Source organism: Collinsella sp. D33t1_170424_A12 (assembly GCF_015554865.1).
Classification (GTDB): Bacteria; Actinomycetota; Coriobacteriia; order Coriobacteriales; family Coriobacteriaceae; genus Collinsella.
Genome location: NZ_JADNJJ010000115.1, coordinates 1 through 14513 on the forward strand (window position 1 = coordinate 1; position 14513 = coordinate 14513).

Below are 14513 nucleotides of genomic sequence, written 5' to 3' on the forward strand. Positions count from 1 at the left end.
TCGGTGTTGTCCTGCTCGAGGTTGGGCAGCACCACGGCGCCCAGGTCGAGCGTGTCGGTGGTAGCGTGAACGGAAGCCTCGCCGTCCATGATCATCTCCACGACCTCGGTGAGCTGGTCGCCCAGGAAGATCGAGATGATGGCCGGCGGCGCCTCGCCCGCGCCCAGGCGATGGTCGTTGCCGCAGCTTGCGACGCTGGCGCGCAGCAGGTCCTGGTACTTGTCCACGGCCTCGATGACGGCGGTGAGGAAGACGATGAACTGCAGGTTCTCCTCGGGCGTGTCGCCGGGCTCCAGCAGGTTCTCGTCGGCCGTGCCGAGCGACCAGTTGTTGTGCTTGCCCGAGCCGTTGATACCCTCGAACGGCTTCTCGTGCAACAGGCACACCAGGTCGTGGCGGCTGGCGATGAGCTTCATCTTCTCCATGATGAGAAGGTTGTTGTCCACGGCCTCGTTGAGCTCGGAGTACACGGGCGCGAGCTCGTGCTGGCAGGGAGCGACCTCGTTGTGCTTGGTCTTGGACGGAATGCCCAGCGCCCACAGCTCGTTGTCAAGATCCTTCATATAGGCCGAAACCGTGGGGCGAATCGCGCCGAAGTAATGCTCCTCGAGCTCCTGGCCCTTGGCGGGCGCGGCGCCGAACAGCGTGCGGCCGGTGATGACCAGGTCGCGGCGGCGGCGGTACGCCTCCTTCTTGATAAGGAAGTACTCCTGCTCGTCGCCGACGTTGGGGACGACCTTCTTGGGGTGCTTGCCAAAGAGCGCCAGCACGCGCTTGGCCTGGATGTCGAGCGCGGTCATCGAACGCAGCAGCGGGGTCTTCTTGTCGAGCGCCTCGCCGGTATAGGAGCAAAACGCCGTGGGGATGCACAGAACGTCGTCCTTGATGAATGCAGGGCTGGTAGCGTCCCACACCGTGTAGCCGCGCGCCTCGAAGGTCGCGCGCAGGCCGCCGTTGGGGAAGCTCGACGCATCGGACTCGCCCTTGATGAGCGCCTTGCCCGAGAACTTGGTGATGGCCGTGCCGTCGTGGTTGGGCTCGAGGAAGCTGTCATGCTTCTCGCTGGTGATACCCGAGAGCGGCTGGAACCAGTGCGCGTAATGCGTGGCACCGTGCAGGAGCGCCCATTCCTTCATGGCGTGAGCCACGGCGTTCGCCACGTCGAGGTCGAGCGGCTCCCCCTCCTCGATGGTCCTGGCGAGCTTCTTGTACACATCCTTGGGCAGCCAGCGCTTCATCTCGTCTTCCGAGAAGACCATGGTTCCAAAGCGCTCGGTAAGATCAGCCATAGGGCGTTCCCTTTCATATGGAGCGACGGACGCAGCGTCGCAGGACGCCGCTCCCTGACGAACGGTCATTACGGATGCGCTCCCCGCCGGCCTACACCGGGCGCCGCGGTTCACACGCAGGCGCGTTCCCAACAGAGTGCATTCGCTTAAGCATAGCGGAGCCGTTCTTAAACAACAATTGACAACGTGCGACGTCAGATATCTTCCAACGTCCCGTACGCTGCCAGACCCGCATTCCTGTGATGGGGCGGGCGCGGGGCACAAGGGCAACCACGCCTCCGCAATGCAAGAGGCGCGCCGCGCGGTCGACTGGGCACACTCTTCCGTCTCCTCCAAAACGCCCTTGTATGCGACATCGGAACGCTCCTCACCGTCGCTCCAAAACAAAAGCGGGGGAGAACGCGTTATCGCGCTCTCCCCCCGCCTGCTCGCGCTATCGGCTAACGACGGCGACGGCGTGCGGCAACAAGCGCTGCCGCGCCGCCCATGGCGATGAGGCCGGCGATGCTCGCCGGATCGCCGGTCTGGGCAAGGCCGCCGTTGGAGCCGGGCTTGCCGTTGGCGCCCTGGTTACCCTGGCTACCTTGGCCGCCCTGGCCACCCTGGTTGCCGTCACCCGGCTGCCCCGGATCGGGCTCGGGGTCGGGGTCGGGCTTCGGATCCGGATTCGGCTCGGGGTCGGGGTCGGGCTTCGGGCCCGGGTTCGGCTCCGGCTCGGGGTCGGGCTGCTGCGGACCATCGTAGGTAAACGCAAGCGCACCCGGCAGGGACATCGCGCCATCATCGGTGCCGGCCACGACCTTCACCGAGTACAGCATGCCCTCCTGCAGGCCGGACAACTCGACCGAAGCGGTCTGCGAAACGCCGCGCTCGACGCCGTTCACATAGACGCGGTAGCGCGCGGCGCCCTCGACGGCATCCCAGGTGAGCAGGGCCTTGCCCGCCTCGGCGCTGCACTTCACGGCGAGGCTGGTCGGCGCCGCCAGGGCATCCGCGGACGCCGACGGCAAGGTGTCGAAGGCGCCCTCGATGCGCTTTATCACACGACCCTGGGCGTTGCGGGCATCCACGCGCAGCACGTACGCGGTCTCGGGCGACAGGCCCTTCGCACGTGCGGCGGCGCCGTCGACGACGAGCTCGGCCACGGGCTCGCCCTCGGCGCTCGCCTGGTAGACGCGCACGCGGTAGCTCGCCGCATCCTTCACCGCGCCCCAGGTGGCGAACACGGCACGGGACTCGACCGCGCGGAAGCTGATCTTAGCCGAGGTGTCCACCTCGATAGACGCGTCATCCACCTCGACGAGCTGCTCGCGAGCGTCCTTCAGGGCCGCCGCGTGCTCGGCCGCCGCCTGCGAAGTGGTCTTGGAATCGTTCATGGCCTTCACCGCAGCGTCGAGCGCCTTGGCGTAGACGTCCCAGCTCTTGGGCGTGTAGGCACCCTCGAGCAGACCGGAGCCGGCCTCGATCTGTGCCTGGAGCTCCGTCTTATCGGCGGCATCGCTCGGGGCGATGATCTCGAACCAGTCCACGTTGGACTTGTTCTGGCCTGCGCCGGCGCGGGCGACCGACGTGAGCTTGATGGTGTGCGGCCCGTTTTCCAGGCCGAGCTTCTCGAAGACCTTCACGTTCTTCTGATCAGCGCCGCCCAGCGACAGGGCCTCCTCCACGACCGCGCCATCCAACTCGACCTTGAAGGCCACGTTGTCGTCGTTGCGCGCGGAGTACACGCGGATACCCGTGCCGTCGAATCGCAGCGTCACGGAATCGCCCAGCGCGTTGCTCTCGCCCTTGGAGCCGCCGTGGTGCCCGGCCTCGCCCCAGCTGTACCAGCCACCCGTCCAGGTAAGGCGCGGGTCGTCGTTCAGGGTGCCGCGGGCGTCCACCGGCGGGGTGCCCTTGCAGTCCTCCACCGCCGTGGACACGGTGCCCGCGGGCGCCACCGTGATGTCGATCGAGCCGGCCACATCGCCGCATGCGGCGGTTACCGTGAGCACGCCCTCGCCCTGCACCGTCAGCAGGCCGTCGGCGGTGATAGCTCCCGTGGCGCTACCGCTCTTGGGCGCCACCGACCAGCTCAGGTCGGCGACGCGGGCATCGGCGGGCTTGATGTCGGCCACCATCTGCAGCGTCGAGGCGCTGCGAGCCAGGGTGGTCATGCCGCTGGCGGAGCGCACGGTCACAGCAGTCACCGGCTTGGCCGACGCATCGATCACGTTGAACGCATCGAGCTCGACCTTGGCAAGCGAAGAGGCGCTGTTCTTGGCGCCGGTGGCGCGCAGCACGATGGTATGCACGCCGGGCTCCAGATCCGTCTTGGAATAGACGGTCTTCTGGCGAACGCTGGTGGCGGAGTAGGTGTCGACGCGCTCGGCCACGACCTTACCGTCGATGCTCACCTCGTAGTAGCCGCGGTCGTTGTTGGTCACGGTGACGACCTCGATGCCCGTGCCGCGGAAGGTGAGGCTGGCGGTCTCGGTACCCGTGGGGTTCTGCAGGTACTTGATGGTGTTGGCATAGTTGCCGTCGGTGGTGTTGTTCCAGTTGGCCCAAGCGCCGCTATAGGCCACGGCCGGATCCTGGTCGTCCACGCGGCCCAGGGCCTCGCACACGGCGCCCACCTCGGGCAACGCCACGGGAGCGCTCGCATCGCCGCGAAGGCCGGCCACGATGGCCGTCACGCGGTACTCGACCACGCCGAAGCCCATCGGGCAGGCATCGTCCACCAGCTTCGTGGCGGCAAGCGCGTTGCCCGCGGGCGTCCAATCGCCGTTATCCACGCGGCGCTCGACGATATAGGTCGCATCCTCGGCAACGGCGTCCCAGCTCACGGTAGCCTGGCCCTCGCCCGTGCGGGCGACGGCCACGTTCTGCGGGGCCGCGGGGCGCTCGACCGACGGAACCTGCGAGATGCGGTAGGTGGCACCGGCCTCGGTGTCGAAGCTGATGCGGTCGGCAGCGATAGCCTTCACGGAAACGGGCGCGCCGGAAGCGTCAGTCACGGTAGCGAGCGCCGCATCCTTCACGTTCACCGTGGCCACGCCGCCATCGCGCGAGGTGATATCGGCGGTCACGAGCTTGCCCGCGGCCCACTCCATGGACACCTCGAAGTCACCGCGCGCCACCAAGCCCGACACGCTACCGTGGTCCCAGTCGCGCGGAAGGGCGGGCAGCAGGTCGATGTAGCCGCCGGAGCTCTGGAGCAGCATCTCGGCGATACCCGAGGTGGCGCCGAAGTTGCCGTCGATCTGGAACGGCGGATGCGTGTCCCACAGGTTGGGATAGATGCCGCTGCGGAACAGGTCGCCGATGAGCTTGAGCGCGCGGTCGCCATCGCGCAGGTGTGCCCAGGTGTTGATGCGCTGGCCCATGCCCCAGCCGGTGCTGGAGTCGGTGCGCAGGTTCATAGACGTGCGGGCGGCCTCGAACCACTCGGGCGTGTCCTGGGACACGAGGGTTCCGGGGAACAGGCCCAGCATGTGCGAGATGTGGCGATGGTTGTAGCCTTCGCCCAGCGTGTTGCCGGCGGCGTCCTTGTTGAACTTCTCCTCGATATACCATTCCTTGATCTGGCCGTCGGCGCCGATCTCGATGGGCTGGCGCAGGTTGTCGAAGCGGTCCTGCCACACGGCGAGCACGGCCTCGTCCTCGCCCACCAGCTTGCCGGCCTCGATGGCATCGTGGAACAGCTGCCACACGAGCACCTGCTCATAGGTGTTGGTTGCGGTGCGCGGACCCTGCTCGGGCGAGTACGCGGGAGACGAGATGTACTTGCCGTTCTCGTCCTTGATGAGCGTCTTGCTGTAGAGCTGGGCCTCCTCGCGCAGCGCGGGGTAGATATCGCGGCGCAGCAGCTCGACGTCGCCGCTGTAGCGGTAGGCGTCGTAGACGTTCTGGAGGATCCAGGGCACGGCCGCGGGCGACCAGCCCCACTGGAATTGCCAGCCCGGGCAGGTCCAGCCGAAGGGCGTGTTCTGCGTGTGGGCCATGAAGCCCTGGCCCTGCGTATCACCCTCGGGCGTGGATACGCCGGCGTAGATGGCGGCGGTCACGCGGCCGGGCTCGCGCAGCGAATCGATGTAGGAGATAAGGGGCGTGGCGCACTCGGCCAGGTTCGTCGAGTACGTGGGCCAGTAGTTCATCTGCAGGTTGACGTTCATGTGGTAGTCGGACGCCCACATAGGCGCGTTGCTGTCATTCCACACACCCTGCAGGTTGCTGGGCAGCTGCGAGTCCTCGCGCGAGGAGCCCAGCGTGAGGTAGCGCCCATACTGGAACAGCATGGTCTCAAGCTGGCGGCGCTCGGCGGCGCTGGCCGAGCCGTTACGGTAGGCGGCCAGCAGGTCGTCGGTCATGCGGTCGGATACCGCGCCGTCAAAGCCCAGATCGAGCTCGACGCGATCCATGAGGGCGGTGAAGTCCTCCACATGCGCGGCTCGAACGGCGTCGTAGCCGCGCCCGGCCGCATCGTCGGCTATCTTCTGCACGCGCGCGAGCAGGGCGTCGGCCTTCTCGCCCGTGCGGTACACAGGGTAGTCGTTCTTGTAATCCGTGGCGGCGGAAACGTAGAACGCAAGGTCGTCGGCACCGGACACCACGAGCTTGTCGCCCTGGGCCTTCACGCTGCCGCCGGTTGCGACCACCTTCAGGACCGCGGCGTACTGCAGCTGGTTATCCTGCACCTGGCCCGTCATGGTGATCTGGTCGTCGGAAGCCTGGACGCGCGCGCCCGGCTGTTTGGAGGGGAAGCTGATCTCCACGTTCACGCCGGCCTTGCCGGCGGCTTCGAGGCGACCCACCAGCACCTTGTCGGGATGGCTGGCGAAGAACTCGCGCGAGAAGCGCTTGCCCCCCTGCTCGAACTCGACGCCCGCCACGCCGGTCTGCAGGTCGAGGGAGCGCTCGTAGCCCGTGGCGCCGGACGCCTTGACATCGGTATGCTTGAGGTAGATATCGCCCCAGGCCTGGTAGGCACCGTAGCCCGCCTGGTCGCCGATGAGCTGGTCGCACATACGCGCGGCCTCTTCGTTCTTACCCTCGGCGAAGAGCTGCTGGATGCGCTTGACCGTGCGGCCGTTATCGCCCTTCGAGGCGTTGTTGCCACCGTTGTAATTCTTGCGCGAATCGCTGGGGCCGCCCGTCCACAACGTCTTCTCGTTGAAGGTGAGGTGCTCGGTCTGCACCTCGCCGTACACGTTGGCGCCCATATCGCCGTTGCCGATGGGCAGCGTGCGCTTCGCCCACACGTCGCCCGCGGCGTCACCGGCCGCAGACGCGGACTCGTCGTAGCGCAGGCGCAGCGGGTTGCCCAGCGTCACCGCGTTCACCGTGACGTCGGCGGCATCGACGATGCGCGATGCCGCCCAACCTACGCCCGGCAGGGCGACGGTCGCCGCCAGCACCGCCATCGCGGCGGCTGCGAGCGGGCGCTTCGCCCCCTTTGATGTTCGACCGTTCCACATGGTTGGGTCCATTCTCTCGTGATGCTCATGAGCGCATGCCCGCGGGCAGCGCAGATACAAAACGAGGGAGGGCGCTTGCTGCAGCGCTCTCCCTCGTATCAAAGCTGTCGGCTAGCGACGACGACGGCGCGCGGCAACGAGCGCTGCAGCGCCGCCCATGGCGATGATGCCGGCGATGCCCGCCGGGTCACCGGTCTGGACAAGACCGCCGTTGGTGCCGGGCTTGCCGTTGGCACCCTGGTTCCCCTGGTCACCCTGGCTGCCGCCGCCCGGCTGCTCCGGATCGGGAGTGGGCGTCGGGTTGGGGTTAGGCTCGGGCTTGGGCTCGGGCTCGGGGTCGGGGTTGGGCTCGGGATCGGGCTTGGGGTCGGGACCGGGCTCGGGCTTGGGGTCCTCGGCCTTCTCGACGCGAACATCGAAGACGGCCGTCTTGCCCTCGTAGGCAACGGTGACCTCGAGCGCGGGATTCTCCTGGTCGAGCACCGTATCGAGCGCGGGGACGAAGGAGAAGGCCGCAGCGGAGTCGGAGCCGTAGGCCACCTCGCGGGTGGTTCCGTTCGAGAAGCTCAGAACGAGCACGAGGCCCGCGGGATCGAGCTTGTCGCCCACCTTGTAGATGGTCTTGGCGGGCGCGGCCTTCACGGCGATGCCCTCGAGCACGGGCTCGGCGAGCTTGATCTCGAAGGAGCGCTCGACGGAGCCGGTATACGCGCCCATGCCGTTGATGGTCACCTTGGCGGTGCCGGCAGCGGTGTTGTCGGCGAACTCGAGCGTGTAGTCCACACCGTTCTCCAGGGTCTTGTCGCCGTGCTTGACCACGACGTTCACCTGGGAGGCGTCAACGGGGTGCTGGGCGTCGACGCGGTCCACCGTCACCGAGGCGGGAACCTCGATGGACACGGCATCGCTGGCGATGTCCGTGGCGGGCTTGGCGGCAGCCTTGGTGAGGCGCAGCTCGGCCGCGCTCAGGAACGCGTTGTTGCGGCCGCCGTCGGCATAGGTGGCCGTAGCCTGGAGACGGAAGTACTTAGCGGTGACGGGCTTGGCGAGCTGCAGAAGCTTCCAGTCGCGCGTGTAGCCGGACTCCTCCGGCGAGGGCCAGGTGGCGCTGCCGGCATCCTTCCAGGTCTTGCCGTCCTCGCTGTACTGCAGCTTGGCGCCGAACATGGTGCCGTTGTGGCTACCGCTGTTGGCGGAGCGCGGCAGATAGCGCAGGCCGTCGATAGCGGTGGGCTCCTCGAGCTCCATGGTCACCCACAGGTTGTCGAGCGTGGTAGCCGTCCAGTGGGAGTGGTAGTAGGTGTCGTTGTTCTTGTCGAAGGCGAAGGCCAGCGGGCCCTCGTTGCCCGAAGCGGGCTCGTGCACGCTGCCGGTCTCCTTGTTCACGATCTTGTCGACCGGATAGTCGCGCGAGTCGTCCGCGGGATCCATCGTCTCGGGAGCACCGAGGTTGATGGTGAAGGTGCTGCGGGCCTGATGGTCCTCGGACTCGATGATGATCAAGACCTTGCCATCATGGGCGGGAAGCACCGTCACGGCAGCGTTGTCCGCGGAGACGGGCTCCACCTTGGCGGTCTGGGCGGGCGTGTTGTAGCTACCCTGCTTGAGCGCCGAGTCGGGCACGACGCGGTCATTCACCTTGAGGGAGGCCAGCTTGGCCGTTGCGTTGGTCGTGAAGCTGCCCTGGGCGGTGTTGAGCTCGACCTCGGTGATCGCGGTGCAGGGCTTGCGGCCGGAAAGCGTCTCGTCGGCGTTGGTCACCGTGAGGCGCACGAACGTCGCGGTCACGGGGGCGAAGTCATACGTATAGAGGCGCTTGTTGCCCTGGGCCTCACCGCGCGTCTCGGTAACGGTCAGCGGGGCCCACTCCTTGCCGTTCTCGGACACCTCGAACTTCGTGGTGTTGTCAGCCGGGAAGCGGGCGGACCAGCTGTCCTTGGCGAACATGACCTTGAACTGGCCGAAACGCTGCTGCGTGGCGTACTCGAAGGTGATGCTCGCGGTCTTGTTGCCGTCCTGCGAGTAATCGTAGTTCGACCACAGGGTCGGGTTCTTGCCGCCGTCGGTATTGGCACCGGGATCGGTGGCGCCGTCGACGATGGCCATGAGCGTGTCGCTCTGCTTGTTCTCGGGCACGCTCTGCGCGATCTTCATCGCATCCTTGGCGATATTGCCGCCGATGGTGATGGTCTCCTCCTGGACGCGGATAGACGCGGTAACGGTCACATCCTTGCCGAAGACGTTGGACGTACCGGTGAGCTCGACGGTGCCCGCCTTGTCGTAGGTGCCGGCCTCGGGCTCGGTCCACTTCACGGGGAAGTTGGCGCTCAGCACGGTTCCGTCGGACATGACGGCGGGAAGCGAATCGGGCAGCACCGGCGTGGCGCCCTTGCTCACCGTGGTGGAGTAGTTGAGCAGCGCCGCGATGTCGTCGACAACCGTGACCACGGCGGTCGCGCGAACATCGGTGTCGGCAACGGTGCCGCTCACGGTAAAGCTACCGGGGGCAGCGAGCTTGTCGGCGGGCACCTGATCCCAGGCCACGGCCTTGTCGGCAGAGGTGCCGTCGACGTAGCGAACCTGAACGGTCTTGGGAAGCTCGAGAGAAGAGCCGGTCTTCACATAGTGATAGCGCGCGAACAGAAGGCTGTCGGCGGTCTTGGCGGCAGGCGCATCCGCGGCGGCGGCAACGGGGATGGCGACGGTCTGGGTCTCCAGGCCCTTGCCGCTCAGCTTGACGGTGACGTCGCCCGCCTTCTCGCCAGCGCGGACGATGCCCACGAGCTGGCCGGAGAACACGTTGCGGTTGTTGTCGCGATAGGACTGGTGATCGGGGGAGTTGCCGTTGTCGATACCGGCAAGGCTGCCGGCGCCGGAAACCTCGAACTTCACGTTGTTGGCAGCGTTGGGAACCAGGTTGCCGGCAGCGTCGGTCACGCTCACGGTGACGTAGGCGAGGTCGGTGCCGTTAGCGGTCATGCCCTCGCGGTTGACCTCGGCCTTGAGCTTGGCGGCGGGGCCGGCGGTGGTCACGCTCTGGCGACCCTGCCACTTCGTGGTATCGATCTTCTCGCCCTGGGCGTTGTAGGCCTCGGCGGTGATGGTGCCGTCGGCGTACGGGACCTTCCAGGTGAGGTAGAGGTTGCGATGGATGTCCCTACCGGTATAGGCGCCCTCGCCCTCGTACATCTGGTAGGACAGACCGTCCTTGGTGGTCTTCGTGGTGAAGGACTTCTCGCCGATGAGCTGGCGCTGATCGGAGCCCTTGGGCGTGAAGAACAGCTTGACCTTCGGAGCGTCGGTGTACACCACGACGTCGACCTTGTTCTGGCCGTCCTTCTTCACCACGTCGCCGTTCCATGCGGGCAGGACGTGCAGGGTGTTGAGGTCCTCGTTCCACAGGCTCTGATACAGATAGTAGGAGTCCTTGGGGAGGCCGGCTGTATCGATGATGCCGAAGTAGGAGTTCTTGGGCGACGGCCAGGTGCCCTTGGCGCCGGCGTCGATGCCGTTCCACGGGGTGGGCTCGCCCAGATAGTCGAAGCCGGTCCACACGTACTCACCGGACATGAAGTCGCGGGTCAGCACGTCGTACCACGCCTGGGAGGCAACGTGGCCCCAGCCAACCGCGCTGTAGTCATAGGCGGTGAGCTGCTGGGCGGCGTTATCCTTGCCGTGCGTGTTGTAGACACCGCGGCTGTTGATGGCCGAGGCGGTCTCGGAGCCGATCAGATTCCAGGTGGGGTGCTCGTTATGGGCCTTGTCGTACACGCCCCCATCGGCGTAGTTGAAGCCCACGATGCCGTTGGCATCGGCGATGCCCTGCGGGTTGAGCGCCGTGTTCCCGTTGTTCTTATATTGGTTGTCGCCCGTGGTGACCGGACGCGTGGCGTCGGCGGCCTTCACCCAGTCGATCAGGTCCTTCTGAACCTTCTGGAACTGCGGCACGCCGGCGTCGGTGCCCTCGGTCATCTCGTTGCCGATGGACCACATGATGACCGCCGGGGAGTTGAAATCGCGCGCGATGCTCTGCTCGAGGTCGAAGCGGGCCCAGGGCTTGTTCGCCTCGGCGCCTACCAGCTTGGACTCGCCCATCGCTTTATTGAAGAAGCGCGCGTAGTCCTTGGAGTTCTGGTTCTTGCGAGCGGTCCAGCCGTCGAAGAACTCGAGGTCGAGCAGCATGCCCTGCTCGTTGCAGACCTCCACCAGCTCGCGGGCGGGCGTGTTGTGCGAGGTGCGGATGGAGTTGCAGCCCATGTCCTTCAAGATCTTGACCTGGCGCTCGAGCGCGTCGCGCGTCGAGATGGAGCCCAGGGCGCCCTGATCGTGGTGCATGCAGACGCCCTTGATCTTCATGGTCTCGCCGTTAAGGGAGAAGCCCTTGGCGGCATCGAACTTGAAGAAGCGGTAGCCGAAGTCCGTATCGTAGGTGTCGACGGTCTTGCCGTCCACCTTCACCTCGGTGCGCACGGTGTAGAGAACGGGATTGTCCGTGCTCCACAGCTCGGGCTTGGCAGCGGAGAGGTCGGCCTCCACGGCCTTGGACTTACCGGCCTCGACGGCGACCTTGGTGGTCTGGGTGCCGATGGCCTGCTCGGGGTTGCCGCCGCGCTTGAAGACGGTCTGGACCAGCGTGGCCTCGACCTGGCTCTCGCCCGCGTTGGCGACGGTGGTCCTGAGGTGCGTGGTAACGTTGCCGCCCTTCTGGGTCTCCAGCTGCGGGGTGGTTACCTGCACGCCGTCCTTGGCAACATGAACCGGATCGGTCACGACCAGGTCGACGTCGCGGCCCATGCCGGAACCGGAGTACCAGCGCGAGGACGGGATCTCGTTGTTCACGCGGACGGCGATGACATTCTGCTCGCCCACCTTGAGATACGGGGTGAGGTCGAAGGAGAACGGCGTGTAGCCGTAGGGGTGGTTGCCCAGCTCCTGGCCGTTGATATACACGGTCGCATCCATGTACACGCCGTCGAAATCAACGCGAACCCGCTTGCCGGCAAGATCCTTGCCAACCTCGAACGACTTGCGATACCAGCCGATACCGCCGGGCTTGTAGGCGCTCTCGGCCTCGCCCGTCTTGGTGTAGTCCTGGTCGATGCTGTAGTCGTGCGGAAGATCGACGACGGTCCACGAGGAATCGTCGAAGGCCTCGGCGCTGGCGCCGGACGCCTCGCCGAGCTTGAACTTCCAGTTCTCGTTGAAGCCCTGAACGCGCTGGGCGGGGTCGGCCACGCTATTGATATAGACGACCTCCGGCTTGGAGCTCATCTGCGTGGTCGACTGCGAGCGCACCGACGGAGCGAGGCCCGCGGCGATGGCCGCCGTAGCGGGCGCGCCAAACGCCAGGGCGCCCGCGAGCGCCGCGCACAGAACACGCCGCTTCCGCGTGTTCCGCACTCCCTTTTCAGGGCGATTCTGGGTGTGCAATGTAGTCATGCAACCTCCTTCTAGCATCGACTCGATATCGACGCATAGCTTCGCCATATATAAGGGGCAGCATGCCATAACCAGCACACCAACCCACCGGTTACATGGCAAACGCAACCCATTAAACGGCGAACGGTACATTGCTTCAACATTGGTATCACTATCATAATGCCAGTTCAGAACGGGTGGATGGGCGACGGGTGCACCCTGATGGAAAGCGGCGCGCGGCCAACCGAGCGGACGGGCATTCGTAACCAACCTGTATCGTAGGCTGTCGCCCGCCGGGCCGATCAGGCTGCTGCGCTATAGTGGACTGCACATGTCGCACAAGGGGGATTTCATATGACGATCGCGCAGATATTCGAACGCGCCCAGCACGACGGCACCCTACCGGTGTCGTTCGAGATGTTTCCGCCAAAAGGAGAGCTTTCGCTGGAGCGAGCCCGCGAGGTAGCCCATGCGCTCGCACCGCTCGCCCCCGATTTCGTGAGCGTGACGTACTCCGCCGGCGGATCGGGCAATAACGCCGCCACCACGCACATAGCCCGCATGATCAACGACGAGCTGCAGATACCGTCCGTCGCACACCTCACCTGCATCTCGTTGAAGCGCACCGACCTCGCCGCGAAGATCGAGGAGATGCGCGGCGCGGGCATCCGCAACGTGCTCGCGCTGCGCGGCGACGTCCCCGATGGGGCGCCCACCGGACCGGGCTGCGCCGACTACCGCTACGCCAAGGACATCATCCCCGCGCTGGTCGACGCCGGCTTCTGCGTGGGTGCCGCGGCATACCCCGAGGGCCACATCGAATGCGACGACCCCGCCCTCTCCATCCAGCGCCTCAAGCAGAAGCAGGACACCGGGGCGAGCTTCCTCGTCACGCAGCTGTTCTTCGACAACCAATACTTCTACCGCTTCCGCGAGCGCGCGGCGGCCGCGGGCATCACCGTTCCCATCACGGCCGGCATCATGCCGTTCATGAGCAAGCAGCAGATCACCCGCATGGTCTTCATGTGCGGCGCCTCGCTCCCCTCGCCCGTTATCAAATTGCTGGCCCGCTACGAGAACGATCCCGCGAGCCTGCGCGCCGCGGGCATCGAGTACGCGTGCCGCCAGCTCGAGGACCTCGCCGCGCACGGCGTGGACGGCTGCCACGTCTACACCATGAACCGCCTCGATGTGGCACGCGCCGCCATGAGCGCGCTGCGACGCTAGATGGGCGCCGGCACCGCCCGAGCCGCGAGCGAGCTGCACGCGTCCATGGTCTGGAAGCCGAGCGCAGACGAGCTGCCCAAACTGAACCGACCGGAAATGCTGCGCTACCTCGGCTACACCGGTCAGCAACTCGGTCCAGACCTTGCCGCGCGCATCGATGAAGCCGCCGAGCTCGCCGTCGCGGACGCCCGGCCCGCCGGGGTGCTTCGCACGTTCGGCGTGGATGCGACCGGCGTCGACGCGAACGGGACGCCGTGCATCCACCTTGTAGACAGCGGCATCGAGCTGCGCGGGCGCGATATCTTCCGCCATCTCAAGGACGCCGTCGGCTGCGCCGTGCTCTGCTGCACCCTCGGGATGGGCACTGAGCGGCGCATGCGCGCCCTGAGCGCGAGCGATCCGCTGGCGGCCACCTTATACGACGCGGCCTGCTCGGCCTATGTCGAAGACGCCGTCGACGCCCTGGAGGCGCGCATCCGCTCCGTGGGCAGCGCGCACGGGCTTTCTACCAACTGGCGCTTTAGCTGCGGATACGGCGACTGCCCGCTCGATTCGCAACCGTCGCTGCTCGACGCCCTCAACGCCGCACGGCTGCTTGGCGTGACGCCCACGCCGTCCAGCCTGCTTGTTCCCTGCAAGAGCGTCACCGCGCTCATAGGTCTGTTCGACGGGCCCGCCAGCGATGCGGACACGCGCCCGAGCTGCGCCATCTGCCGGCAATCCAACGCGTGCCCGTTCCGCTCCCGGGGCCTCGTCTGCTACGGCTAGCCCCGCCTGCGCGGGCCATCGCCGCGCGCGGCAGCGCCCTCTCCCGGCACCGGCCTTCGGCCCGCCGGCCATCCGTCATCCACCACCCCGTCCCCGATTGGACCCCCCCATGCCCATCTACGCCCATCATGTCCCCACGGCACCACGCACCCTCGATAGCATCCGCATCGCCGATGCCGACCTGCGCGCGGCGCTCGAAGGCCGTCGCCACCTGCTGTTCGACGGCGGCATGGGCACCATGCTGCAGGCCGCCGGCCTGGCCGCCGGCGCCCTGCCCGAACTGCTGTGCCTCAGCGATCCCGATGCCATCACGCGCATCCATGCCGCATACGTAGCGGCGGGATCCGAGGTC

The 14513-nt window shown here is 66.5% G+C and carries 6 protein-coding genes; 3 read left to right on the forward strand and 3 right to left on the reverse strand.

Going from position 1 to position 14513, the window contains the following annotated elements; genetic code table 11:
* The 3 genes from I2E26_RS05000 to I2E26_RS05010 form a co-directional block, all read right to left on the reverse strand.
* Window positions 1–1289 (reverse strand): glutamine synthetase III (locus I2E26_RS05000; RefSeq protein ID WP_195419847.1); only part of this gene is annotated, 1289 nt, incomplete at its 3' end.
* Window positions 1290–1729: 440 nt separating this feature from the next.
* Window positions 1730–6748, reverse strand: coding sequence for a glycoside hydrolase N-terminal domain-containing protein (locus I2E26_RS05005; protein ID WP_195419848.1), 5019 nt, complete (start codon window positions 6746–6748; stop codon window positions 1730–1732).
* A gap of 111 nt (window positions 6749–6859) precedes the next feature.
* A complete protein-coding gene (locus I2E26_RS05010) occupies window positions 6860–12187 on the reverse strand; it encodes a discoidin domain-containing protein (protein ID WP_195419849.1) in 5328 nt (1775 codons plus the stop codon).
* 333 nt (window positions 12188–12520) lie between these two features.
* On the opposite strand from I2E26_RS05010, the gene I2E26_RS05015 reads away from it, so the two are divergent.
* From I2E26_RS05015 to I2E26_RS05025, 3 genes are all read left to right on the forward strand, one after another.
* Complete coding sequence (locus tag I2E26_RS05015; protein ID WP_195419850.1) at window positions 12521–13393, forward strand: methylenetetrahydrofolate reductase; 873 nt, start codon at window positions 12521–12523, stop codon at window positions 13391–13393.
* Window positions 13394–14161: a hypothetical protein gene (locus I2E26_RS05020; RefSeq protein ID WP_195419851.1), complete on the forward strand. Its 768-nt coding sequence runs from the start codon at window positions 13394–13396 to the stop codon at window positions 14159–14161.
* A gap of 109 nt (window positions 14162–14270) precedes the next feature.
* On the forward strand, window positions 14271–14513 hold a 243-nt coding region (locus I2E26_RS05025), incomplete at its 3' end, for a homocysteine S-methyltransferase family protein (RefSeq protein WP_195419852.1).

Coding starts and splice junctions, on each gene's coding strand:
- I2E26_RS05005 (WP_195419848.1), bottom strand. CDS start 6,748: ATGTGGAACGGTCGAACATCAAAGGGGGCGAAGCGCCCGCTCGCAGCC.
- I2E26_RS05010 (WP_195419849.1), bottom strand. CDS start 12,187: ATGACTACATTGCACACCCAGAATCGCCCTGAAAAGGGAGTGCGGAAC.
- I2E26_RS05015 (WP_195419850.1), top strand. CDS start 12,521: ATGACGATCGCGCAGATATTCGAACGCGCCCAGCACGACGGCACCCTA.
- I2E26_RS05020 (WP_195419851.1), top strand. CDS start 13,394: ATGGGCGCCGGCACCGCCCGAGCCGCGAGCGAGCTGCACGCGTCCATG.